Annotated in this window: 18 protein-coding genes; 7 read left to right on the forward strand and 11 right to left on the reverse strand. The window is 73.4% G+C overall.

All coding sequences use genetic code 11. The annotated features are described in order from the left end of the window. Positions 1-223: 223 nt before the first annotated feature. Both ACH34S_RS41135 and ACH34S_RS41140 read right to left on the reverse strand, forming a co-directional pair. Positions 224-823: a hypothetical protein gene (locus ACH34S_RS41135; protein WP_395958364.1), complete on the reverse strand. Its 600-nt coding sequence runs from the start codon at positions 821-823 to the stop codon at positions 224-226. Between the two features lie 286 nt (positions 824-1,109). Beyond that, a complete protein-coding gene (locus ACH34S_RS41140) occupies positions 1,110-1,610 on the reverse strand; it encodes a hypothetical protein (protein WP_395958365.1) in 501 nt (166 codons plus the stop codon). A gap of 256 nt (positions 1,611-1,866) precedes the next feature. On the opposite strand from ACH34S_RS41140, the gene ACH34S_RS41145 reads away from it, so the two are divergent. Then, positions 1,867-3,894: a SpoIIE family protein phosphatase gene (locus ACH34S_RS41145; RefSeq protein ID WP_395958366.1), complete on the forward strand. Its 2,028-nt coding sequence runs from the start codon at positions 1,867-1,869 to the stop codon at positions 3,892-3,894. A gap of 98 nt (positions 3,895-3,992) precedes the next feature. Here ACH34S_RS41145 and ACH34S_RS41150 read toward each other — a convergent pair whose 3' ends face one another. Beyond that, positions 3,993-4,361 (reverse strand): hypothetical protein, encoded by a 369-nt coding sequence (locus ACH34S_RS41150; protein WP_395958367.1) that lies wholly within the window; start codon positions 4,359-4,361, stop codon positions 3,993-3,995. Next, positions 4,358-5,770, reverse strand: coding sequence for an FAD-dependent oxidoreductase (locus ACH34S_RS41155; RefSeq protein ID WP_395958368.1), 1,413 nt, complete (start codon positions 5,768-5,770; stop codon positions 4,358-4,360). The genes ACH34S_RS41150 and ACH34S_RS41155 overlap by 4 nt, the downstream gene beginning before the upstream one ends. A 144-nt stretch (positions 5,771-5,914) precedes the next feature. Between ACH34S_RS41155 and ACH34S_RS41160 the strand changes: the two genes are divergently transcribed. Next, positions 5,915-7,945 (forward strand): AAA family ATPase, encoded by a 2,031-nt coding sequence (locus ACH34S_RS41160; RefSeq protein ID WP_395958369.1) that lies wholly within the window; start codon positions 5,915-5,917, stop codon positions 7,943-7,945. Here the strand turns inward: ACH34S_RS41160 and ACH34S_RS41165 are convergent. The 4 genes from ACH34S_RS41165 to ACH34S_RS41180 form a co-directional block, all read right to left on the reverse strand. Beyond that, a complete protein-coding gene (locus tag ACH34S_RS41165; RefSeq protein WP_395958370.1) occupies positions 7,942-8,244 on the reverse strand; it encodes a hypothetical protein in 303 nt (100 codons plus the stop codon). The genes ACH34S_RS41160 and ACH34S_RS41165 overlap by 4 nt on opposite strands. A 243-nt stretch (positions 8,245-8,487) precedes the next feature. Continuing rightward, entirely contained in the window at positions 8,488-8,961 is a 474-nt protein-coding gene (locus ACH34S_RS41170; RefSeq protein WP_395958371.1) for a carboxymuconolactone decarboxylase family protein, read from the reverse strand. An 88-nt stretch (positions 8,962-9,049) separates the two neighbouring features. After that, the gene (locus ACH34S_RS41175; RefSeq protein WP_395958372.1) at positions 9,050-9,811 is read right to left on the reverse strand and encodes a hypothetical protein; all 762 of its coding nucleotides are present in this window, start codon (positions 9,809-9,811) and stop codon (positions 9,050-9,052) included. After that, positions 9,808-10,887 (reverse strand): OmpA family protein, encoded by a 1,080-nt coding sequence (locus ACH34S_RS41180; protein WP_395958373.1) that lies wholly within the window; start codon positions 10,885-10,887, stop codon positions 9,808-9,810. The genes ACH34S_RS41175 and ACH34S_RS41180 overlap by 4 nt, the downstream gene beginning before the upstream one ends. A 193-nt stretch (positions 10,888-11,080) precedes the next feature. On the opposite strand from ACH34S_RS41180, the gene ACH34S_RS41185 reads away from it, so the two are divergent. Next, on the forward strand, positions 11,081-14,605 hold the full coding sequence (locus ACH34S_RS41185) for a hypothetical protein (RefSeq protein ID WP_395958374.1): 3,525 nt from the start codon (positions 11,081-11,083) through the stop codon (positions 14,603-14,605). 14 nt (positions 14,606-14,619) lie between these two features. On the opposite strand, the gene ACH34S_RS41190 is transcribed toward ACH34S_RS41185, so the two are convergent. Further along, positions 14,620-15,177, reverse strand: coding sequence for a peptidylprolyl isomerase (locus tag ACH34S_RS41190; protein ID WP_395958375.1), 558 nt, complete (start codon positions 15,175-15,177; stop codon positions 14,620-14,622). Between the two features lie 333 nt (positions 15,178-15,510). Here ACH34S_RS41190 and ACH34S_RS41195 point away from each other — a divergent pair, with 333 nt between their 5' ends. From ACH34S_RS41195 to ACH34S_RS41210, 4 genes are read left to right on the forward strand one after another with little or no spacing between them, the layout of a single operon-like run. Further along, the gene (locus ACH34S_RS41195; protein WP_395958376.1) at positions 15,511-16,038 is read left to right on the forward strand and encodes a sigma-70 family RNA polymerase sigma factor; all 528 of its coding nucleotides are present in this window, start codon (positions 15,511-15,513) and stop codon (positions 16,036-16,038) included. Beyond that, the gene (locus ACH34S_RS41200; RefSeq protein WP_395958377.1) at positions 16,022-17,116 is read left to right on the forward strand and encodes a hypothetical protein; all 1,095 of its coding nucleotides are present in this window, start codon (positions 16,022-16,024) and stop codon (positions 17,114-17,116) included. Before ACH34S_RS41195 ends, ACH34S_RS41200 begins: the two co-directional genes overlap by 17 nt. Then, positions 17,113-18,153 carry an ABC transporter ATP-binding protein gene (locus ACH34S_RS41205; protein ID WP_395958378.1) on the forward strand — a complete coding sequence of 347 codons (1,041 nt, stop codon included), beginning with the start codon at positions 17,113-17,115 and terminating at the stop codon, positions 18,151-18,153. The genes ACH34S_RS41200 and ACH34S_RS41205 overlap by 4 nt, the downstream gene beginning before the upstream one ends. Then, the gene (locus ACH34S_RS41210; RefSeq protein WP_395958379.1) at positions 18,150-18,998 is read left to right on the forward strand and encodes an ABC transporter permease; all 849 of its coding nucleotides are present in this window, start codon (positions 18,150-18,152) and stop codon (positions 18,996-18,998) included. The genes ACH34S_RS41205 and ACH34S_RS41210 overlap by 4 nt, the downstream gene beginning before the upstream one ends. A 317-nt stretch (positions 18,999-19,315) precedes the next feature. Here ACH34S_RS41210 and ACH34S_RS41215 read toward each other — a convergent pair whose 3' ends face one another. Further along, positions 19,316-20,323 carry an alpha/beta fold hydrolase gene (locus tag ACH34S_RS41215; protein WP_395958380.1) on the reverse strand — a complete coding sequence of 336 codons (1,008 nt, stop codon included), beginning with the start codon at positions 20,321-20,323 and terminating at the stop codon, positions 19,316-19,318. 40 nt (positions 20,324-20,363) lie between these two features. Continuing rightward, a complete protein-coding gene (locus tag ACH34S_RS41220) occupies positions 20,364-21,428 on the reverse strand; it encodes a substrate-binding domain-containing protein (RefSeq protein WP_395958381.1) in 1,065 nt (354 codons plus the stop codon). Between the last annotated feature and the right edge of the window lie 7 nt (positions 21,429-21,435).

The raw sequence follows: 21,435 nt of genomic DNA on the forward strand, positions 1-21,435 counted from the left end.
GTTCCTGGGAGCGAGCGGGTGACTGGGAGCGATTGGCAACCGGTACCGCGGTGACAGTGAAGTTAAGTCTTGTACCGGTCCGCGACAACCCCACGTCCCGAAATCCCTGGTCCCGCCCGGCCCCCGCGGTTCGCCGGAGCACGGAAACGGCGCGCGTCCCCGCCAGGTCGCTGACGGGGACGCACGCCGTGTCTCTCCCGGATCTTCGCCGGGGCGGGAAGGGTCAGTCGATCGGGATCGGCTGCGTCTTGCCCAGCTTGCCGCCGCACAGGGACGGCGCCATGACCTCGGACGCGCTTCCCCAGCCGGCGCACTGGTAGCTGCTGTGCCCGTACCAGTCGTGGCCGAACTCGTGCGCGGCGAGCAGCCGCTGGTCCCTGACACCGCCGAGGAACAGCGCGATGCGCTGGCCCTGGCCCCAGTTGCAGCCGACGATCCTGCCGCCTCCGCCGCAGTCGCTGATGTAGCTGTTACGGCACTCGACCGGCGTCCCGCCGCCCTGGGTGAGCCCCTGCCACGCCGCGGCGCCCGCGGCGATCACCGATGCGGACGCCTGGCACGACCCGGTCAGGTAGTAGCTGCGCCTGCTCGGGACGGGCCAGCCGCCCGGCGGGGGCTCCATCAGGGCGGAGCCGGCCGCTTCGAGCTCCTCCGCGGTGATGCCGTGCGCCTCGACGGGCTGTGCCTGCGCGCTCTGCGTCTTGGCCGCCGCGGCGTCGCTCTGGACGCCCTGGGTGAGTTCGGCGTGTGCGGGGGCGCCGTTCACGACCACGACGGCGGCGACTGCGGCCAGGCCCGTTCTCGTCAGCCGTTTGCTCGGCATGTGCCTCTCCTCCATGGGGGGTTGGGGGTGTACCTCCCGGCGGCCCGGGGCCGCCGGGACACACGGTCGATGGAGTGAGAGGGAGAAGCAATCCCGGAATCGAAAGATAGGTCTACGTATTAAATAGGCGTCCTGGTCGGGCGCTTTCAGAAGCGGCCGGCCGTCGCCGCGCAGGCCGTTGTGGTCTGCAATTCATCCCCTTTTCGGGAACGGGATTCCGAGGGCCGGCGGGCGGCGGCCGGGCGGCGGCCCGGTGCGGGACCGGGCCGCCGCTGCGTGCCGGGAACTACCAGGTGTGGGCCACGTCGACGACGAGGCGCGTGCCGCCGCCGTCGCGCGGGAGGGTGAGGACGCGGAACGGCAGCCGCGCACGGACGCCGACGCCGATCGTGGTCTGGCTCTCGAACGAGGCCGCCCCGGCGACCTGCCGGAACGTGCGGTAGCCGCTGACGTTGGCCAGCTCGGGCGAGGTGGCCGGGAAGCCGGGCGCGGTGGCCGCCTGGACGATGATCCGCAGCTTGGCGCTGCCGCGCAGCGGAACCGGCTTGCCGGAACCCTCCTGGACCACCTCGTCGACGTATCCGACGAGGTGGCCGAAGGCGGTTCCGTCCACCTCGATGACCAGTCGGTCATAGCAGGACTGCTGACCGGTGCGGACCCGCTCCAGTGGGCCCTCCGAGTAGCCGCTCAGCGAGCCTTTCTGCAGCGAACCCCAGGGGGTCGAGCAGGCCGCCGACGCGGACGTGCCGGTTACTCCGATGAGAGCGGCCGACAGTACGAGTGTCAACAAGCCCCCGATAAATGCGCGCATTTCTGGACCTCCGTCGCGCAAAGTGACATCGATGTTGAAGAAGACGTCTCCTGTCGCCCAATGGTTGGCCGGGTGCCGAGTCCGCATTCGGCCGCCGGCGTCCAGAACTCCACACCCGTCCCACGCGACCCGCGCGGCCCGCGAGGCCCCGCGACCTGGGGCTGATACGGCCCGGCATCGTGGGTAGGGAGGGGATATCCCGGGGTGCGGGGGAGGAACCGAGGGACGTGTGATGCATGACGGCGACAGCCGTGCGATGGAGTGGCTCGCGCTGGAGGCGTTCGATCCGACGCCGGTCGCGGTCGCCCTGACGGCCGGGCCCGGCCACCGGGTGGCGTACACCAACCGCGCCTTCCGCGCCTTCGTCGGCGACCCCGAGCTCGGCCGGCCGCTCGCGGAGGCGTTCAGCGACCGGACGCGGCACGACTACGCCGGCCTGTTCGACCACGTGCTGGCCACCGGGGAGCCGGTGAGCCTCGTCGAGGCGCCGGTGCGGGCGGCGCCCGCCGCCGGCCCCGACCGGTTCCTGTCGGTCAGCCTGTCCCGGTTCACCCACGGGCGGCCCGGCGTGCTGGTGATCGCGGTGGACGTGACCGAGCAGGTCGCCGCGGCACGGCGCGCCGACCGCGCCACCAAGGAGCAGGAGCGGATCCGGCGCCGGTACGAGAGCCTGGTGTGGCTGGGCGCGTCGATCGTGTGGGTGGCGGACCCGCAGGGCCAGGTGACCGAGTCGAGCGGCGTCTGGGAGCGGCTCACCGGACAGTCCTGGGAGGAGTACCGCGGCGACGGCTGGTCGGACGTCCTGCATCCCGACGACCGCGCGGCGGCGCTGCGCTCGTGGACCGAGGCGTGCGCGGAGGGCCGGCCCTGGCACTACACCTACCGGGTGCGGGGGCGGGACGGCGAGTACCGGCACTACGACGTCCAGGCCGCGCCCGTGTTCGAGGACGGCGAGGTCGTCGAGTGGGTCGGCACCTGCACCGACGTCGAGGAGCAGTGGCGGGAGCGCGAGCGCAGGGACCTGCTCGACCGGGCCGCGGCGGCGGCCGTGGAGCAGGCCGAGCTGGCCGAGGTGTTCGGCGCGCTCGCCGACGTGCTCGTCCCCACGCTGGCCGACGGGTGCGGCGTGTACCTGCTCCCCGACCTGGTCGACCGGCCCGCGGGCGCCCCGATCGTCGTGCGCCGGATCGCCACCGCGGCGCGGCCGGGGACCCGGCGGCAGCCGCCGACCGGCGAGGAGCGCTTCGCCCCCGACAGCGGGTTCGCCCGCGCGATCAAGCGGCGCCGCCCGCTGCACCTCACGTTCCCGCCGGGCCGCCCGCCCGAGGATCTGCTGCCGAGGTCGACCGTCGCCTTTCTCACCGAGGCCGAGGCCACCAGCATCGTGCTGATGCCGGTCATCGTCGACGGGACCGTGGCGGCGGCGGTGACCGCCGCCCGGCTCGCCGACCGCGACCCCCTCGGGCCGGACGACGTCGCGCTCATGCGGCAGATCTTCAACCACACCCACGACGCGCTGAGCAACGCCGTCCAGTTCCACCGCACCCAGCAGGTGGCCCTGGCGCTCCAGCACAGCCTGCTCGCCGACCCGCCCCGGCTCGACGATCTGGAACTGGCCGCCCGGTACCTGGCCAGCCCCGCCGCGGCCGAGGTGGGCGGCGACTGGTACGACTCGTTCGTCCTGTCCGACGGCGCGACCGCGCTGGCCATCGGCGACGTCGTCGGCCACGACCTGGCCGCCGCCGTGGAGATGAGCCGGCTGCGCAACATGCTGCGCGTGCTGACCGCGGACCGGCTCACCCCGCCCTGCGAGATCCTCCGCCGCCTCAACATCGCCATGGAGACGGTGGACCCGGACGCGACGGCGACCTGCGTCCTGGCGCGCGTCGAGCAGCCCGAACCGGGCCGGTACCGGCTCAACTACGCCGTCGCCGGGCATCCGCCGCCGCTGCTGATCGCTCCGGGCGGCGGCGCCCGCTTCCTGGACGAGGTCGCCGACCCCCTGCTCGGCTCCCCGCTCGACCAACCCTACCGCAGCGCGATCGAACCGCTGCCGCACGGCTCCACCCTGCTGCTCTACACCGACGGCCTCGTCGAACATCCGGGCGAGGACCTGGACGCGAGCCTGGAGCGGCTCCGCCGGCATGCCTCCGCGCTCGTGTCCCGCCCGCTGGAGGACTTCTGCGACGCCCTCCTGGACGACATGCCCAGCACCGGCACCGACGACATCGCCATGATCGCCCTGCGCGTCAGCCCGTGACGCCGCCGCGTCCGGCGGCGGCGCCCGCCCCGGCGGGCGGGCCGGGGCGGGCGGGCCGGCGGTCGACGCGGCGGTCAGCGGGTCGGCGGGTCGGCGGGTCAGCGCGTCGGTGCGGGAGCGGTGGCTTTCCGGGTCCGGTAGTTGCCGACCGTGGCGGCGATTCCGGCGACCAGGGCGACGGTGACGCCCGCGCCCCGGACCAGGGCGCCGGCGTACTCGCCGAACGCGCCCGCATCGGCCAGGCTGCCGACGAACCCGGCCACCTCCGCCAGCGCGGCCAGCACGGCGAGGATCGGCGTCCAGCGCCAGCGGGTCGCGGCCATCAGCGCGGCCACCACCAGCAGGATGATCATCCCGGGCGGGACGACCGGCATCTCCACCCCGGCCACCTTCTGGATCAGGAGCCCCGCGGCCCCGGTGACCAGGCCCGCCACGGTGATCAGTTCGGTTCGGTCGAGCGTCTTCATCGCTGCGCTCCCTGTTCGGTTCCTACGGTGAAGTGATGATCGGATGCGGTTCCGGGGCGCGGCGTCGTCCCCGGGGAGGCTTCGCCCCTACGCCGGACGGCGCAGGCGGCGGCGAGCACGGACGGGCGCATCAGCGCGGCCGGCGGGTCGAGGAGCCCGATCACGCGCACCAGCCGCCCCGCGATCTCGGGGTCGCGGGACGCGGCCGCCTGGACGCGGCCGACATAGGCGTTGAGCAGCCGGATCGCCGGTCCGCGCCGTCCCGGCACCTCGGGCATGGACAGGTCGGCCGCCACGGCCATCCGCCACGGGACGTCCAGCGCCTTGGCGACCGCGCGGAAGTACCGCCGGGTCAGGTCGCGGGCTCCGGCGGCGTCCAGGCAGCGGGCGAGCACCCGCGCCTCCAGGCACGCGACCGTCATCCCCTGGGCGTAGATGGGGTTGAAGCTGCACAGCGCGTCCCCGGTCACCAGCAGGCCCGCCGGGAACCGCCGCAGCCGCTCGTAGCGGTGCCGCAGGTCGGACGGGTAGCGGTGCGCGGAGATCTCCCCGAGCGGCTCGGCCGCGCGCACCGCCCTCGCCACGTCCGGCGGGGCCAGGGTCTCCATGTAGGCGAGAAAGCCCTCGGGGTCGGCCGGCGGCCGGTGCCCCCTGTCGAGCCCGGCGACGGTCAGCAGGTGCCGGTCGCCCTCGACCGCGATCAGGGCCATCCCGCGCGGCCGTCCCGGCCCCGGCCCGACCACGACGGCCTTGTCCGGCAGCGCCCCCAGCGGCAGCCGGACGGGACGGCTCGCGTACGCCACCCCGACCTCGATCTCCTCGCGCGGGGCCGGATCGTAGCCGAGCGACTCCAGCCAGAGCCGGGTCCGGGCGGCGCGTCCCGTCGCGTCCACCACCAGGTCGGCGGGGAGCTCCTCCTCGGCGCTGCCCGGGACCCGGCGCATGATCCGCACACCGGTCACGCGGCGGGGATCGGGCGCGACCAGCCCGACGGCGTCGCAGCCGTGGGCGAAGACGACGCCGTCCAGCGCCCGCACCCGCTCACGGACGGCGCCCTCCAGCAGCGGGCGGCTCGCCTGCACCGCGCGGTCGCTGCGCGGCACCCGGCACAGCGCGTGCCCGCCCAGGTTGAACCGGTGCTCGGTGCTCGGGTCCGCGACCACGGCCCCGGCGTCGACCAGCTCGTCCTCAAGGCCGGGGAACAGCTCCTGCAAGACCTCCTGCCCGCGCGGCATCAGCATGTGCGCGTGCCGTCCCTGCGGCACGCCCTTCCGAGGCCGGCCCGGCTCGGGCGGTTCGTCCCGTTCGACGATCGTCACCTGGTCGTAGGCCCCGGCCAGAACCCGGGCGGCGAGCAGGCCCGCCATCCCGGCCCCGAGCACGACCGCGCGCTCTCCGACGCGTCCCATCTCCGTACCTCCTTCGTAGCGGCGAGGTACGACGACGATCCGGCGGTCCGGTGTCCATCCGACAGGCCATTCGCTGTCCGTCTACTGCCCGATCCGGTGGCCTAGCGTGAGCAGGACAGGCGGGCGGGTGCGCGGAGGGTGCCGATGAGCGGGACGTTCGGGGATCGGCTGCGGCGGGCCCGGCGGCGCCGGTTCGTCGGCCGGTCCGGGGAGATCGAGCTGTTCGGCGGCGTGCTCGACGCCGGGGCCGACGCGCCGTTCTCGGTGCTGTTCGTGCACGGGCCCGGCGGCGTCGGGAAGAGCGCGCTGCTGGCCGAGCTGGCCGAGGAGGCGCGGCGCCACGGGCTCGCGCCCGCGCTGGTCGACGCCCGGACCGTGGACCCGGCGCCCGAGGCGTTCGCGCGGGCGGCGGCCGGGGCGGGTCCGGGCCGCCGGGTGGTCATGATCGACACCTACGAGCTGCTCGCGCCGCTGGACGACTGGGTCCGGGAGACCTTCCTGCCGTCGCTGCCGTCCGACGCCCTCGTGGTCATCGCCGGACGGGACGCGCCCGGCCCCCGCTGGAGCGCCGATCCGGGGTGGCGGGAACTGCTGCGGGTGGTGTCGCTGCGGAACCTGCGCCCGGAGGACACCCGCGCCTACCTGCGGGTGGAGGGCGTCCCCGACGACCTGCACGAGCAGGTCCTCGCCATGACGCACGGGCATCCGCTGGCGCTGTCGCTGACCGTGGACATGATCGTCCGGCAGCGGCGGGAGGGCCGCGCGGTGCCGGACGCGCTGGCCGCCGCCCCCGACGTCGTCCGGGCCCTGCTCGGGCGCGTGATCGACCAGGTCCCCTCGCACCGGCACGCGCGGGCGCTCCAGGTGTGCGCGCACGCCCGGTTCACCACAGAGGAACTGCTGCGCGCCATGCTCGACGGCGACGGCGTCCCTGAGTTGTTCCGGTGGCTGCGGACGCTGTCCTTCATGGAGGAGGGGGAGCACGGCATCTACCCGCACGACGTCGCCCGCGACATCCTGGACGCCGACCTGCGCTGGCGCGATCCGGACGGGTACGCCGCCCTGCACCGCAGGCTCCGCGGGCATTTCGTCGAGCGCGTCCGGCAGGCGACGGGCAACCGCCGCGACCGCCGCAAGCACGTCGCGGACGTGCTGTTCCTCAGCCGGTCCCATCCGGTCGTCAGCTCGTACTGGCAGCTCACCGGGCTGGGCCGCTTCCGCACCGACGAGGTCCGCCCGGACGACCACGCCGCCCTCCTCGACCTGACCCGGCGCACGCAGGGCGAGGAGCAGGCCCGGTTCGCGGCGTACTGGCTGGACCGCCGGCCGGACGCGTTCGGCGCCTTCCGCGACACCTCCGGCGAGATGTTCGGGTACGCGGCGTTCCTCCCCCTGCACGAGGCGGACGAGCGGGACCTGGCACACGATCCGGGCGCCCGGACGATGTGGGAGTACACCCGCCGCCACGGCCCGGCCCGTCCGGGGGAGAGTGTCATGGCCTGGCGGTTCTTCGTGGACTCCGAGGCGCACATCCGCCCGTCCCGCGCGGAGACGCTGATCCGGCTGTGGAACGGCCAGGAGATCATCACACGCGGGCCGCGTGCGTGGGACGTCGTCTCCGTCCCGTCCGACCGCGACTACTGGGACCCGCTGCTAAGCCATTTCGACTTCCACCACGCCACCCGATACGAGATCGGCGGCCGCCCGTACGAGGTGTACGCCCACGACTGGCGGCGGCTGAGCGTCGAGGAATGGCTGGAGCTGACCGCCGAACGCGAACTCGGCGCCGAAGCGGCCCCGCCCACCGGGACGGCCCCGGAACTGGTGCTCTCCCAGCCCGAGTTCGCCGACGCGGTGCGGGCGGCGTTGAAGGATCTGCATCGTCCCGAGCGGCTCGCTGGGAATCCGCTCATGCGGTCGCGGCTCGTCCGCCATCGTCCCGGGACGCTCCCGGACCTGATCGCCGAAGCGGCCGGGACGCTCCGCGGCGAGGAGTCGCTGTACCGGGTCATCGACCGCACGTTCCTGCGTCCGGCGCCGACGCAGGAACGCGCCGCCGAGATGCTGGGCCTGCCGTTCAGCACCTACCGCCGCCACCGCGACCGCGCGGTCGAGCGCATCACCACCTGGCTCTGGCAACGCGAGATCCACGGCCCCACGGACGGCGGCGGCTAGCGCGCGGCGAGGTTCCAGTGGCCGGCGGTGAGCTTCGCGCGGAGCTCGCTCGCGCTGCCCGCGTGGACGATGGTGCGGGACCCGCGGACCGCGGTCCACCGGTGGGCGTGCCGGTCGAAGATGATGCCCCAGCCGCCGGCGGAGGCGGGGTTGAACTGGGCCCGGACGATGGCGAGTTCGCGTTCGTACGCGGCCTCGTGGTCCTGCGGGCCGATGGCATGGGGCTGCAGGCCGACGGCGTGGCGCTGCGGGTCGGCGGCGTGGGGCTGCTCGATGGCGTGGGGTTGCTGGAGGGCCATATGCGTTCCCGGGGGGTGGACGCCGGTTTGGACAACGTTTGGACGTTTCCATCTTGACGTCGCCGCAGGTCGCCAGCCCAATCTCACTTGGCCATCGCACGGAGGCTATGCCCCGCCACCGTCGGTGATCCCGAAGAGGCGCGGGCGGGGAGCGGGCAGGGAAAGGCCCCGCCGATCGGGGGCGTGAAACTCGGCGGGGCCTTGGCATGCGGGGCCGGGCGGGCCTTCGCGGGATCTCTCAGATCAGCCCCACTGGCCGGGCTCGTAGTCGCCGGCGGGCTGCTGGGTGATGACGTTCAGCCGGTTCCAGGCGTTGATGAGGGCGATCTCCGACACCAGGGCGGCGAGCTGGTCCTCGTCGTAGTGCTTGACGGCGTTCGCCCACACCTCGTCCGGCACCCCGCCCGCCGCGTCTGCGATGCGGGTGCCCTGCTCGGTCAGCTCCAGGGCGGCGCGCTCGGCCTCGGTGAAGACCTTGGCCTCGCGCCAGGCGGCGATCATGTTCAGCCGTGCCGGGGTCTCCCCCGCGTGCGCGGCGTCCTTGGTGTGCATGTCGACGCAGACCCCGCAGCCGTTGATCTGGCTGGCGCGGATGTGCACCAGCTCGCGCGTCGCGGCGGGCAGGGTCGTCTTCCCCAGTTCCTTGCCGGCCGACTGGACGTACTTCATGAACTTCGCCGTGGTCGGGTTGCCGTAGTAGTCGAATCGAGCGTCCATCACGTTCTCCTTGCCGTGTCAGCCGTTACACAAGGACAGACGGGACGACCAGGCGTGATGTGACATCGATACGGATGTGAAGTGCTTCTCACCGCTGGACGGGGATGTTGGGCACCGGGTGGAAGGCCGGAATCTCAACGGTGACGTGGGTGGCGGTCGGGCTGATGAGGAACACCTGGCTCAGCAGGATCTCCTCGCCCTGGGAGACGAAGCTGTAGTCGATTCCGGGCGGGTTCCGGTAGCACAGGCACTGGTTCTCGTGGAAGAGGGTCGCGTGGCGCCGCCCCTCGTACACGATGCGCACGCCGGACGGCGAGACGACCGACTCCCCCCAGCGTTCGGAGGCGGCGAAGTCGCCCGGTCCGAGGCTCTCGGAAGAGTCGCCCTCGTTGCGCAGCGTCCAGTAGAGGACGCCGAGGCCCTGCCCGTCCGCCTTGAAGCCGTTGATCTTCACGACGGCCCCGGTGCGGTCGGAGCCGTTCGAGTTCTTCGCCTGGGCCGGGTTGAACTTGGCCTCGGCCAGCACGGGCAGGGTCGGCCTCGCGGTCGGCCCGGTGGGCCCCGGGGAGGGTGCCCGGCCCTGAGCGGGAGCGACGGCGCCGTCCGCTCGCGCGGGCGAGGCGTGCAGGGCCGGGCCAGCCAGCAGGAGCAGGGCGGCGAGGAGCGCGGTCATCGGACGGCGGGACATGCGGATGCTCGCTTTCATCGTGCGCACTGCGTTCTTCGAGCGGGCGGCGTTCATCGGGCGGGCGGCGTTCTTCGAGCGGGCGGCGTTCATCGGGCGGGCGGCGTTCATCGGGCGGGCGGCGTTCATCGAGGGGACGGCGTTCATCTCGCGGAGCGTGCTCATCGGGCGAAGCCGATGCTCACGCGCCGGTTGCGCTTGCGGTCCTCCTCGGTGTCGTTGCCGGCCACCGGATCGGCCGAGCCGTGCCCCGCCGCCCGGTAGGTGATCCCGGGCTTGGTGACCATCGGCGCCAGCGCCTTCTGCACCGCCTGCGCCCGCCGCTGCGACAGCGGAACGTTGATCGCGTCGTTGCCGGTGTCGTCGGTGTAGCCGTCGATCGTGACGACGGTCGCCGCCTTCGACGCGTTGATCTGGGCTGCGACCCGGCGGAGGACGTCCTGCGCGCGGGGGTTCAGGTCCGCCTTGTTGAGGGCGAAGAGCACGTCCGCGGAGAGGCGCACCTCGACCTTCTGGTCGTTCTCGGTCTGCTCGCTGCTGCCGTCCAGGGCCTCGGACTCGTCGGTGAGCGGGACGATCTCGGGACCGTCCAGGGCCACCTTGGCGGGATCGCGTTCCTGCTGGCCCTCGGGCGCGGTCACCGGGCCGGGCTTGTCGCCGATCGGGACGTCCATGAACGGCGGGGTGTTGGGCACCAGCAGCATCACCTTGCGCACCGGCGGCACCGGGAAGCTGACGAAGTACTCGGCGCTCGCGCCCGGCTCGATGAACATCCCCGATCCGCCCGCGATGGAGCAGACGCATGCACCGTCGGCGCCCCACCACGGGTAGTAGCGCTTGCGGTTGACCCCGTCGACGAGTGTGACGCCGGACAGGGAGTCCTTGGGGGCCCGGCGTCCGCCGAGGTCGGACTGGCTGAACAGGAACGATCCCTCGGCGCCGGTGTGGGTGACGCGGAGGCGGGCGGTCACCGCCTTGCCGGAGGTCTTGTCGAGGGAGAGCAGGTCCACGCGGACGGGCTGCTTCGCCAGGATCCACTGCGACATCCCCGTGGCCGGCAGCTTGCCGCCGCCCTCTCCCTTACCGGTGCCTCCGCCCCCGTCTCCGCCGCCGTCCCCGTCTCCGAATCCGGGCAGGGAGCAGCCCGCCAGCAGGACCGTCCCGGCCACCGGGACGGCGGCCAGCCGCCGCAGGGACCGCTGCCGGGAGCGTCGGGAACGTTGCAGGGATCGGCGGAGCATTCTGCACCTTTCACGGGATACGGCTGGCGGGTTGCGAGCGTGCAGGCACCGAGACCGCGTTCGCGTGACGACCCGGTCTCGGTCCGTTCTGGTGGTCTACGCTGTGCCGCGTTGTGCAGCAAGGGGGCCCGAAACTGCACAACCCGAATGACGCGATGAAGCCGGAAACCGACGAGAGAACCGGGGGTGGCCCGTGCCCCGTCCCGAGCGAGAACTCGACCCGAAGGCCGATCCGCTGCACGGTTTCGCGCACGGGCTGCGGGAGCTGAGGCGCGAGGCGGGGGAACCCGGCTACCGGGAACTGGCCGACCGGACCCGCTTCTCGGCGTCGGCGCTGGCCGCGGCGGCGCGCGGGGAGCGGCTGCCGAGCCTCCAGGTCACGCTCGCCTACGTCGACGCCTGCGGCGGGGACCGCGAGGAGTGGCGGCGGCGGTGGGAGGACCTGCGGCGCCGCCTCACGGAGGAGACCTCCGACGCCCCCGACGCGGAGCCTCCCTACCTCGGGCTCTCCCGGTACGAGGCCGGGGACGCGGGACGGTTCTTCGGCCGCGACGCGCTGGTCGACGAGATCGTCGCCAGGACGCGGCGGGACCGCTTCGTCGCGGTGTTCGGCCCTTCGGGCAGCGGGAAGTCCTCGCTGCTGCGCGCGGGCGTCGTCCCCCGCCTGGGCCTGGACGCGGCGGACGCGGCGGTCGTCACGCCGGGCGAGCACGGCGTGCCGCCGCCCGGCGCGGAGGTGCTGGTCGTCGACCAGTTCGAGGAGGTGTTCACGCTCCGCCCGGACGCCGCCGACCGCGACGCCTTCATCGACGCGGTCCTCGCCCGCCGGGGCCGGACGGTCATCGCCGTCCGGGCCGACTTCTACGGGCGCTGCGCCGAGCACCCCGAGCTGGTCGCGGCGCTGCGCGACGCGGGCGTGCTGGTCGGCTCGATGCGCGGGGAGGAGCTGCGCGAGGCGATCGTGAAACCGGCCGCCGCCGAGGGGCTGGTGCTGGAACCGGCGCTGGTGGCGCGGGTGATCCAGGACGCGGGCACCGAGCCGGGCGCGCTGCCGCTGGTGTCGCACGCGCTGCTGGAGACCTGGCGGCGGCGTCGCGGCAAGACGCTGACGCTGGCCGGGTACGAGGCGGCGGGCGGCGTGCACGGCGCGATCGCCGACACGGCCGAGGAGATCTACCAGCGGCTGTCCGAGCCCGAGCGGCGGGCGGTGCGGCGGCTGATGACGCGGCTGGTCACGGTCGGCGACACGGCCCCGGAGCTGACCGTGCGGCGGCCCGTGGCCCGCGCCGAGCTCGACGGCGCGCTGCGCTGCGGCGCCCTCGTCGAGCGGCTGGCGCACGCCCGCCTGATCACCCTCCACGACGACGAGGTCGAGATCGCGCACGAGGCGCTGATCCGCACCTGGCCGCGGCTGCGCGAATGGCTCGCCCGGGACCGCGAGGGGCTGCGCCTGCGCGCCCGGCTGGCCGCGGCCGCCGCCGAATGGGACGCCATCGGACGCGACGAGGGCAGCCTCTACCAGGGCCCGCGCCTGACCATGGCCGCCGAGTGGGCCGAGGCGCACGACGAAGACCTCGGCCCGCTGGAACGTGACTTTCTGGACGCCTCGTCCGCCGCGCACCGCAGGAGGACGGCGGCGGCCGAGCGGCGGACTCGTGTGCTGCAGGGGCTGGTGTCGGCCCTGTCGGTCCTGCTGCTGGTCGCCGTCGCGTCCGGGGGCCTGGCGTTGAGCGAGCGGGCGGAGGCCGACGAGCAGCGGCGGCTGGCCCGGTCCCGGCAGCTGGCCGCCGAGGCGGTGGCGCGGCTGCCCACCGACGTCCGCGGGGCCGCCCGCAGCGCCGCCGAGGCGTACCGGATCGCCCCGACGCTCGACGCCCGCAGCGCGCTGCTGAGCATCGCGGCCCGCCGCCCCTACCAGGCCAGGCTGAGCGGGCACGCGGGCATGGTGAAGGTGGTCGCGATCCGGCCGGACGGCGCGGAGCTGGCCACCGGCGGGCAGGACGGCACCGTGATCCTCTGGGACGGCCGCGCGCACACCGAGACCGGCCGGCTCCGCCCGGGCGGCGGCGCCGTGCGCGCCCTGGAGTACAGCCCGGACGGCGGCCTGCTCGCCGCCGCCGACCTGGGCGGCGGTGTCACGCTGTGGCGGACGTCCGACAACGCGCGGGTCGCCCGCATGCAGGCGAAGGGCGTCCTCGACGGGCTCGCGTTCAGCCCCGACGGGCGGCTGGTCGCCGCGTCCGGGGCGGCGAAGAAGACCATGGTCTGGGAGACCTCCACCGGCCGGAAGGTCGACGAGCTCGGCGGGCACGGCGGCCAGATGACCGAGGTCGCGTTCGCGCCGGACGGCCGCCGGGTGGCGATCGCGGACGAGAGCGGCCGCGTCGCACTCTGGACCCCGCGCACCGGCGGCGGGGAACCGGAACCGGCAGAGACGCTGAAAGTCAGCGACGCGCCGCTCTTCGCCGTCGCGTTCAGCCCGGACGGGCGGCGCCTGGCCGCGGCGGGCGAGGACTGCGAAGTCCATATCTGGGATCTGGCCGGCCGACGCCTGCTGAAGCCCAAGCGGCGGCTCGCGCATGCCGCCCCCGTCCGGGCACTGGCCTTCACCGACGGCGGACGGACGCTCATCTCCGCCGGGTACGACCAGGTCGCCAAGCTGTGGGACACGGGTTCGCAGACCGCCGTCACCGAGCTCACCGGCCACACCAGCGGGCTGTACGACGTGGCCGCCGCCCCGGACGGCGGGCTGATCGCCACCGCCGCCGCGGACCAGAGCGCGCTGATCTGGGACCGCCGGACGATGCCGTACACCGGTCACACCGGCTGGGTGAACGCCGTCTCCCTCGTCGAGGACGGCCGCGCCGCCGTGTCCGCCGACCAGGACGGCGCCGTCCGCTGGTGGAACACCCGCGACCACCGCCCGGCCGACACGCCCGCGCCGCCCGTCACCGGCGCCAAGGCCGGGCTTGGGGCCATGGACACCGCCGCCGGTGGCCGGACCGTCGCGACCGGCGGCGACGACGGGACGATCCGCATCTGGCAGGACCGGCGCCTCGCCGCAACCCTGGAGGGACATTCCGCGGGGCTCCGCAGCATCGCCTTCGCCCCGGACGGCCGGACGCTCGCCGCCGCGGACCACAGCGGCGCGGTCATCTGGTGGGACCTGGCCGCGCGCCGCCCGCTCGCCACCCTCAAGCGCGGCCGTCCGCTGGTCGGCGACGTCGCGTTCAGTCCCGGCGGGAAGACGCTCGTGACCGGGGGCGACGACCGCGCCCTGACGTTCTGGGACCTCGGCGCGCGGCGTCCGGTCGCGCGGGTGTCCGGGCACGCGGGCGACGTCGAGGAGATCGACTACAGCCCGGACGGGCGGCTGCTGGCGTCGGGCGGCGGCGACGGGCGGGTGCTGCTGTGGGACGCGCGGTCGCACCGCCGCGTCGGCGTGCTGGCCGGGCACGCGGCGGAGATCCGGGCGATCGAGTTCGCCCCGTCCGGCGACCGCCTGGCCACGGCGAGCCTCGACCGCTCCGTCGTCGTGTGGGACGTCCCCGCACGCACGCGATGGGCCACGCTCACCGGCCACACCGACATCGTCCTGGGCCTGTCGTTCGGCCGGGACGGCCGCACGCTGCTGTCCTCAAGCGGCGACCAGACGATCACCGCCTGGGACCTGGCCCCGGAACGCGCGGCCGCGTCCCTGAAGACCGTGTCCCGCTGAAGTGCTGCCCGGGATCAGCCGTGGACGAAGACGCGGTGGATCTTGACGGGCTTGGCGGGTTCGCCGTCCTGGGGACCGCTCGGGCCGGGAGTGATCCCGCCCTTCACGATCCGGTCGAGGACCGGGAGGCCCCAGGTGACCTTGCCCAGCACCGTGTACGCGGGCGGGATCTCGGCCCTGGAGTGGACGAGGAAGAACTGGCTGCCGTTGGTGTCCGGGCCCCAGTTGCCCATGGCGACCGTCCCGCGCGGGTAGGTCTCCTTGCCGGTGAGCTCGTCGTCGAACTTGTAGCCGGGCCCGCCCTCTTCCGCCCGGTAGATGTCGCCGCACTGCAGGACGCCGAGCCGCTGCGAGTTGGTCAGCCGCCAGCACCGCGTGTCGTTGTAGAACTTCTGCCGGGTCAGGCTCACGAAGCTGTGCACGGCACAGGGGGCGTTCCCGCGGTCCATGCGGATGGCGACGACGCCGAAGTTGGTGACCAGGACGACGTCGACCTTGCCGTGGGCACGAGCCTTGGAGTGAGGCGGACGCACAGGCTTGGCGGGCGGGTTGTCGGGCGTAGGGGTGTACACGCACCGAACCTTGTGCCCGCCACCGGAAGGCGACGCGGGAGCCGCCTGGGCCTGGGCGGCACCTGCTGGAAGGAGCGCGGTGGCAAGAGCGGCGACCGACGTGAGGACGGCCCAGCGGGGTCTCATAACGCCCCAACGTAGTGATCACCGAGCTACCGGCATAGTGGCAAATCCCGACGAACCCCGGTGTCACATGCGGAGCTCCGGCGGTGCTCTACAGGTATGGACCTTGTAGGGCAAGGTGGGAGCGCACCGGCCGCCGCGCTCCCGGCCGCCCTGTCCGCAGATGGACACGGCGGCGTGACCGGGCGTGCCGAGCGAAGGGGCGGCGGGGTGGCGGTGCCGGATCGTCCGAGCCGGGAGGCGGCCGTCCGGGCCGACCTCGAAGAGGTGTTCCGCGCGGCGTACCCGCGGGTCGTCGCCGTCGCCGCCCGCGTGCTCGGCACCCGGGACGAGGCCGAAGACGTCGCCCAGGAGGTGTTCCTGGCGTTCGCGCGCTCCGCGGTCCCGGCGGGCGAGGCCGGGGGCTGGCTGTCGGTCGCCGCCGCGCACACCGCGCTGAACCATCTGCGCTCCGGCCGCCGCCGCACGTCCCGCGAAGAGGCCGCCGACGACGGCGGAACCGTCAGCCCTGACGTCGCCGACACGGTCGTGACCCTCGACGAGCGCCGCCGCGTCCGGGAGGCGCTGGCGCGCCTTCCGCGCAGGCAGGCGGTCGCCCTCGTCCTGCGGCACAGCGGCCTCAGCTACGCCGAGGTCGCCGCCGCCCTCGATCTTTCCCCCGGCAGCGTGGGCACCACCGTGCGGCGCGCCGAGTCCGCTCTGCGGGAGGAGTTGAACCGCCATGCGCCATCCGAGTGACGGCACGCTGCGCCGGCTGCTGGACGAGCCGTCCGGCGTCGCCGGCGCCGACCGCGATCACGTCGCCGACTGCGCGTCATGCCTGTCGGAGCTGGCGGCCGCCCAAGAAGACGCGACCGCCGCCGCCTCCACCCTCGACATCACGTTCACCCCGGACGTCGAGCTCATCGTCGACGTCGACGCCGGCTGGCACCGCCTGACCACCGCGATCGCCGCCGGGGAAACACCGGAGGCAACCGCCGACCCCCCGAGCCGCTGGCAGGCGAAACTGCGCAACCCGGTGGTCGCCATCGTCGGCGTCGTCGCCCTCCTGGGCGGGGCCGGTGTCGCGGCGGCTGCGGACTGGTTCCAGATCTTCCGCGCCGAGCAGATCGCCCCGGTCACCGCCCCGCGCGCCGACCTCGTGCGGCTACCGGAGCTCGACGCCTTCGGCGACCTGGTGGTGACCTCGAAGATCGAGATCCGCCCGGTGGCCGACGCCGCCGCCGCGCACAACGCCACAGGGCTCCCCGTGCCCCGCGTAGGCAGGCTCCCCCGCGGCGCAACGGGAGAACCGAAGTACCGGATCGCCGGCAAGACGAGCGCACTCTTCACCTTCTCGATGGCGAAGACCGCGCAGACCGTCGCGGCGGCCGGGGGAAAGGCGCCGCCGCCACCCCCCGGCCTGGACGGCAGCAGGTTCCGGCTGGGCGCCGGTCCCGGGATCGTCGCGGCCTGGTCGCAGGGCCGTCCCGTCCCGTCCCTCATCGTGGCCCGCGCGATCGCGCCCACGGTGTACTCGGCGGGCCTCCCGTTCGCGACGGCCCGCGACTACCTGCTGTCCCTTCCCACCCTGCCGGAGAACGTCAAGGCGCAACTGCGCACCTACACCGGCACAGGGACGACGCTGCCCCTGTTCGTGCAGGTCGAGAAGATGGAGACCGCCACCGCCGACGTCGGCGGGATCCCGGCCACGGTCCTCACCGCACGCGACGGCGCGATGTCGGCCGTGGTCTGGGTGGACAACGGCGTCGTCACCGCCGTGGCGGGCTCGCTGAGCGCCCGCGAGGTCCTGTCGGTGGCAAGGGGGCTCCGGTGACGCCCCGCACCGAGCCCGCGAAGCAGCTCCTGGCGGAGCTGCCGCCGGCACCAGCCGCATGGTGCTCGGGCCTGCGCAAGAAGTACCGGCGGCAGACCGCGGTCAACGACGTGTCGTTCACCGTCGGACGCGGCGAGGTGGTCGGCCTGCTCGGTCCGAACGGCGCCGGGAAGACGACCGTCATCAAGATCCTGCTGGGCCTGGTCCGTCCGGACGCGGGCGAGGTGCTCCTGCTCGGACGCCCCGCACGAGACCCGCGCGCCCGCGCCCGCGTCGGCTACCTGCCGGAACTGTTCCGCTACCAGCCATGGCTCACCGCCGCCGAGGTACTGCGCCTGCACGTCCGGCTCGCAGGCACCACGGTGCCTGACTCGGAGCGCCGCGAATGCCTGTCCACCGTCGGCCTCGCCGACCGGGCCGAAGACCGGGTGGGCGGCTTCTCCAAGGGCATGCAGCAGCGCCTCGGCCTGGCAGTGGCGCTGGTCGCCCGACCAGACCTGGTCGTCCTCGACGAGCCCACAAGCGCCCTCGACCCGCTCGGCCGCGCCGACGTCCGCGACCTCCTGCTGTCCCTGCGATCCCGCGGAGTCGCGGTCCTGCTCAACTCCCATCTGATCGGCGAGGTGGAGCGGGTCTGCGACCGCGTCGTCATCCTCGACAAGGGCCGCGTCGCCACGTCCGGCACCCTGGCCGAACTACTCGGCGCCCGCGAACTACGACTCCGCCTGGACAACGTGACCCCAGAGGCAGAGGCACGCCTAGCAGCCACCGGCCGCCTGACCCGCACAGCCGACGAGTACACAATCGAACTCCCCACCACCCACGACCCCGCCCAGACCGCGAGGCAGGGCGCCGGGCAGGGCAAAGGCCACGACATCGAGCAGGACACCGGGCAGGGCCTTGCCACCGTCCCGGACCTCGTGGCCGATCTGGTGGCGCTCGGGGTTCGGGTGCACGCCGTCGAACCCGGGCGGATCAGCCTGGAAGAACGGCTGCTGGACATCCTCCGCACCGGCCCCGGAGAGGATCGCCGATGACCGTCCGGATCGTTTTCACCATCGCCGCCCTCACCCTCCAGGAGGCGGCGCGCAGGCGCGTACTGCGCTCGCTCGCCGTGATGACGGTGATCCTGCTCGGCCTCAGCGCCTGGGGGTTCGCCCGGCTCGACGCCGAGTTCGGGACGCTCACCAGCGGAGAGGCCCGGCTGGCCGCGTCCACGGTGCTGAACCTGGTGATGTTCGGCCTGAGCCTGATCGCCGCCCTCGGCACCGCCTTCCTCGCCGGCCCCACGTTGGCGGGCGAGATCGAGTCGGGGACGGCACTGGCCGTCCTGGCGCGTCCGATCCGCCGCTCGGCGGTGCTGCTGGGCAAATGGCTGGGCCTGGTGGTCTTCGCCAGCGGGTTCGTGGCCGTGGCGGGGCTCGCTCAGTTCGTCATCGTCAAGGTCACGATGGACTACTGGCCGCCGGAGCCGGTGACCGGCCTGGTGCTGCTGGCCGCCCAGTCGACCGTGCTGCTCACGCTGGGCCTGCTGCTGTCCACCGTGATCTCGCCGATGGCGTCGGGCATCGTCGCGGTCGGCCTGTTCGGCGCCACCTGGATCGCGGGCGTGGTCGGCGGCGTCGGCCAGGCCCTCGGCAACGAAGGCGTCGAGCGGGTCGGGGACGTCTCCCGGGTGCTGCTCCCGACGGACGGCCTATGGCGCGGGGCCATGCACGCGATCCAGCACCCGGCGTTTTCGGGAGGGCTTCCCGGTGGGTTCGACGGCCACCCGTTCCTGAGTGACGCCCCGCTCACCGTCGCCTACGCCGCCTGGACCCTCCTCTGGGCCGCCGTCGTCCTCGGCCTGGCCGGAGTCGCCTTCCAGCGCCGCGACCTCTGACCAAAGGACCATCACCTACCGCCCGACAGTCCCCAACAAGCCCTCCGCCACCAACCACTAACCAGCGAGCCCAGCCAGCAAGCCCCAGCAACCGGGCACCGGGCACCGGGCACCGGGCACCAGAGCACCACGCAGCACGACCGGGCGCCACGCACCACACCCACCACGCATCAACCGCTGGACACCGGAGGCACTGCGTCCACCAGGCCCCACGGCGCCAGGTATCAGCGCACCGCGCACGCATGCAGCGCACCGGGGCGCCGCTTTGCGGCCATCGGCGGCCCGGGGGCCGGGGCGTCGGTGGCGGGTGGGGGTGGTTATCGGGCGAGAAGTTCCTTTAGGGCTGTGTCTATGAAGGCGGTGTCTACGGGGTTGGTGCCGTGGCCTGCGAAGTGGCCCCAGACGCTGGGGATCACGCGTAGTTCGGCGCCGGGGATGTGCTGGACGGCCCAGGCCTCGTCTTCTGGTGGGAAGTACAGGTCCTTTTCGCCGGGCATGACCAGCGTCTTGGCCTTGATGGACGCTAGCGCGGCCTTGGTGTCGCCGTTGAAGCCCGGGGTCTGACCCACGTCGGAGTTCTGCCATGTCCAGAGCATGGTGAGGAGGTTGTTGGCGTCGCGGTCGTCCAGGAAGAAGCCCTCCCAGAAGCCGACGAGGAAGTCTTCCAGGGAGCTGAAGCCGAGTTGCTCGTAGAGGCGGTCCCAGTAGAACGCCTGGGAGAAGCCCCAGCCGGCGTAGACGCGGGCGGCGGCGCGGAGGCCCTTGGTGGGTGGGCTGGTGTACCAGCCGTTCTCGAACGCGGCGTCGGCGGTGAGCGCGGCCTTCACGCCTTCGAGGAACACCTTGTTGTGGTAGCTGCAGCGGGACGAGCCGCAGAACGGGGCGATGCGGTCGACCATCTCGGGGTGGCTGACGGCCCACTGGTAGGTCTGGCCCGCGCCCATGGACCAGCCGGTGACCAGCGGCAGGCGCTCGATGCCGAAATGCTCCGTGACCAGGCGGTACTGGGCCTCGACGTTGTCGTACATCGTGACGTTCGGGAAGCGGGCCCGGTCGTAGGGCGGCGGGGTGTTGCTGGGCGAGCTGGACAGGCCGTTGCCGAGCATGTTCGGCACGATGATGAAGTAACGGGACGGGTCCAGCGCCATGCCCTCGCCGATGAGCCACTCGTTGTCCTGGTGGCGGCCGGAGTACCAGGTGGGATAGACGATGGCGTTGCTCTTGTCTTCCGCCAGGTCACCGTAGGTCTCGTAGGTGAGTTGCGCCCCGCGCAGGGTCGCGCCGCCCTGCAGGACGAAGTCGCCGAGTTCGAACGTCGTGGCCATAAGCCCCCCTTAGTTCAGGATGAAACTATTTCCTGAGGAATCAATGGTCAAGGGGGGTCGAGGGAAGCTGGTACAGGACGTCGAACTCCAGGCCGTCCGCGGCGGCGAGGAACATCTTCTGCCGCAGGTGCCGGTCGCGGACCTCGACGGGGCCGCGCGGGCCGTCGTAGCCGAGGCCCTCCGAGAGGGCCGTCATCCGGCGGACGTCCGGCTCGCCGCCGCTGCGGCGGAACAGCTCGGCGAGCAGCCGCACGCCCTCGTAGCACGACTCGCCCATGCTGTTGAGCGGCGGCGCCTGCGGGCCGAAGCGGCGGTGGTAGCGGGCGCCGAAGTCCAGGCCGTCGCCGGTCGGGAGCGTCTCGAAGAACCCCGCCGCCGCGAACAGCCCGCGGGTGCCCTCCACGCCGGACGCGAGCAGCATGTTCTCGTCCATCAGCGGGCTGAAGCGCAGCTGCTCCAGGCCCGCCGCGCCGAACGCGCGGTTGAAGGCCACCGCGTCGTCGCCGACCAGCAGCATCAGGACGGCCTCGCAGCCGCTCGTCTCGATCCTGCGCAGCGATTCGGAGAAGTCCTTCGTGCCGAGCTGGACGTAGATCTCGTCGCACAGGGTCGCGTCTTGTTCGCCCAGGTAGGACCGTACGGCGCGGGCGGTGCCGCGCGGCCAGACGTAGTCGTCGCCGACGATCGTCCAGCGGCGGATGCCGAGCTCGGACGACAGCCAGCGCAGCGCCGGGCGGAGCTGCTGCTCGGGCGTCTCCCCGGTGAGGAAGACTCCCGGCGCGCGCTCGCCGCCCTCGTAGAGCGCGGTGTAGACGTAGGGGACGCGTCCCGCGATCTCCGGGACGAGCCGCTGCCGGACGGTCGAGACGTGCCAGCCGGTGACCGCCTGCACGGCGCCCGATCCGACCAGCTCCCCGACCTGCCCGGCGACCCGCGCGGGCGGCGCGCCGCCGTCCACGACGGTCAGCCGGAGGCGGCGGCCGAGCACGCCCGCCTCTTCGTTGATCTCTTCCTCCGCGAGCCGGGCGCACAGCTCGGCAGAGGGCCCGAAGAGTCCCGCGGGCCCCTGACGCGGCACCACCAGGGCGACAGCCAGGTCGTCCATATCGGGG

Source organism: Actinomadura sp. 3N508, assembly GCF_044326375.1.
GTDB lineage: Bacteria > Actinomycetota > Actinomycetes > Streptosporangiales > Streptosporangiaceae > Spirillospora.

Bases quoted from the DNA above. Each gene is read 5' to 3' on its own strand.
- ACH34S_RS41170 (WP_395958371.1), bottom strand. From the start codon at position 8,961: ATGGACGCTCGATTCGACTACTACGGCAACCCGACCACGGCGAAGTTC.
- ACH34S_RS41200 (WP_395958377.1), top strand. From the start codon at position 16,022: ATGCGCCATCCGAGTGACGGCACGCTGCGCCGGCTGCTGGACGAGCCG.
- ACH34S_RS41165 (WP_395958370.1), bottom strand. From the start codon at position 8,244: ATGGCCCTCCAGCAACCCCACGCCATCGAGCAGCCCCACGCCGCCGAC.
- ACH34S_RS41210 (WP_395958379.1), top strand. From the start codon at position 18,150: ATGACCGTCCGGATCGTTTTCACCATCGCCGCCCTCACCCTCCAGGAG.
- ACH34S_RS41175 (WP_395958372.1), bottom strand. From the start codon at position 9,811: ATGAGCACGCTCCGCGAGATGAACGCCGTCCCCTCGATGAACGCCGCC.
- ACH34S_RS41145 (WP_395958366.1), top strand. From the start codon at position 1,867: ATGCATGACGGCGACAGCCGTGCGATGGAGTGGCTCGCGCTGGAGGCG.
- ACH34S_RS41180 (WP_395958373.1), bottom strand. From the start codon at position 10,887: ATGCTCCGCCGATCCCTGCAACGTTCCCGACGCTCCCGGCAGCGGTCC.
- ACH34S_RS41150 (WP_395958367.1), bottom strand. From the start codon at position 4,361: ATGAAGACGCTCGACCGAACCGAACTGATCACCGTGGCGGGCCTGGTC.
- ACH34S_RS41135 (WP_395958364.1), bottom strand. From the start codon at position 823: ATGCCGAGCAAACGGCTGACGAGAACGGGCCTGGCCGCAGTCGCCGCC.
- ACH34S_RS41155 (WP_395958368.1), bottom strand. From the start codon at position 5,770: ATGGGACGCGTCGGAGAGCGCGCGGTCGTGCTCGGGGCCGGGATGGCG.
- ACH34S_RS41220 (WP_395958381.1), bottom strand. From the start codon at position 21,428: ATGGACGACCTGGCTGTCGCCCTGGTGGTGCCGCGTCAGGGGCCCGCG.
- ACH34S_RS41215 (WP_395958380.1), bottom strand. From the start codon at position 20,323: ATGGCCACGACGTTCGAACTCGGCGACTTCGTCCTGCAGGGCGGCGCG.
- ACH34S_RS41160 (WP_395958369.1), top strand. From the start codon at position 5,915: ATGAGCGGGACGTTCGGGGATCGGCTGCGGCGGGCCCGGCGGCGCCGG.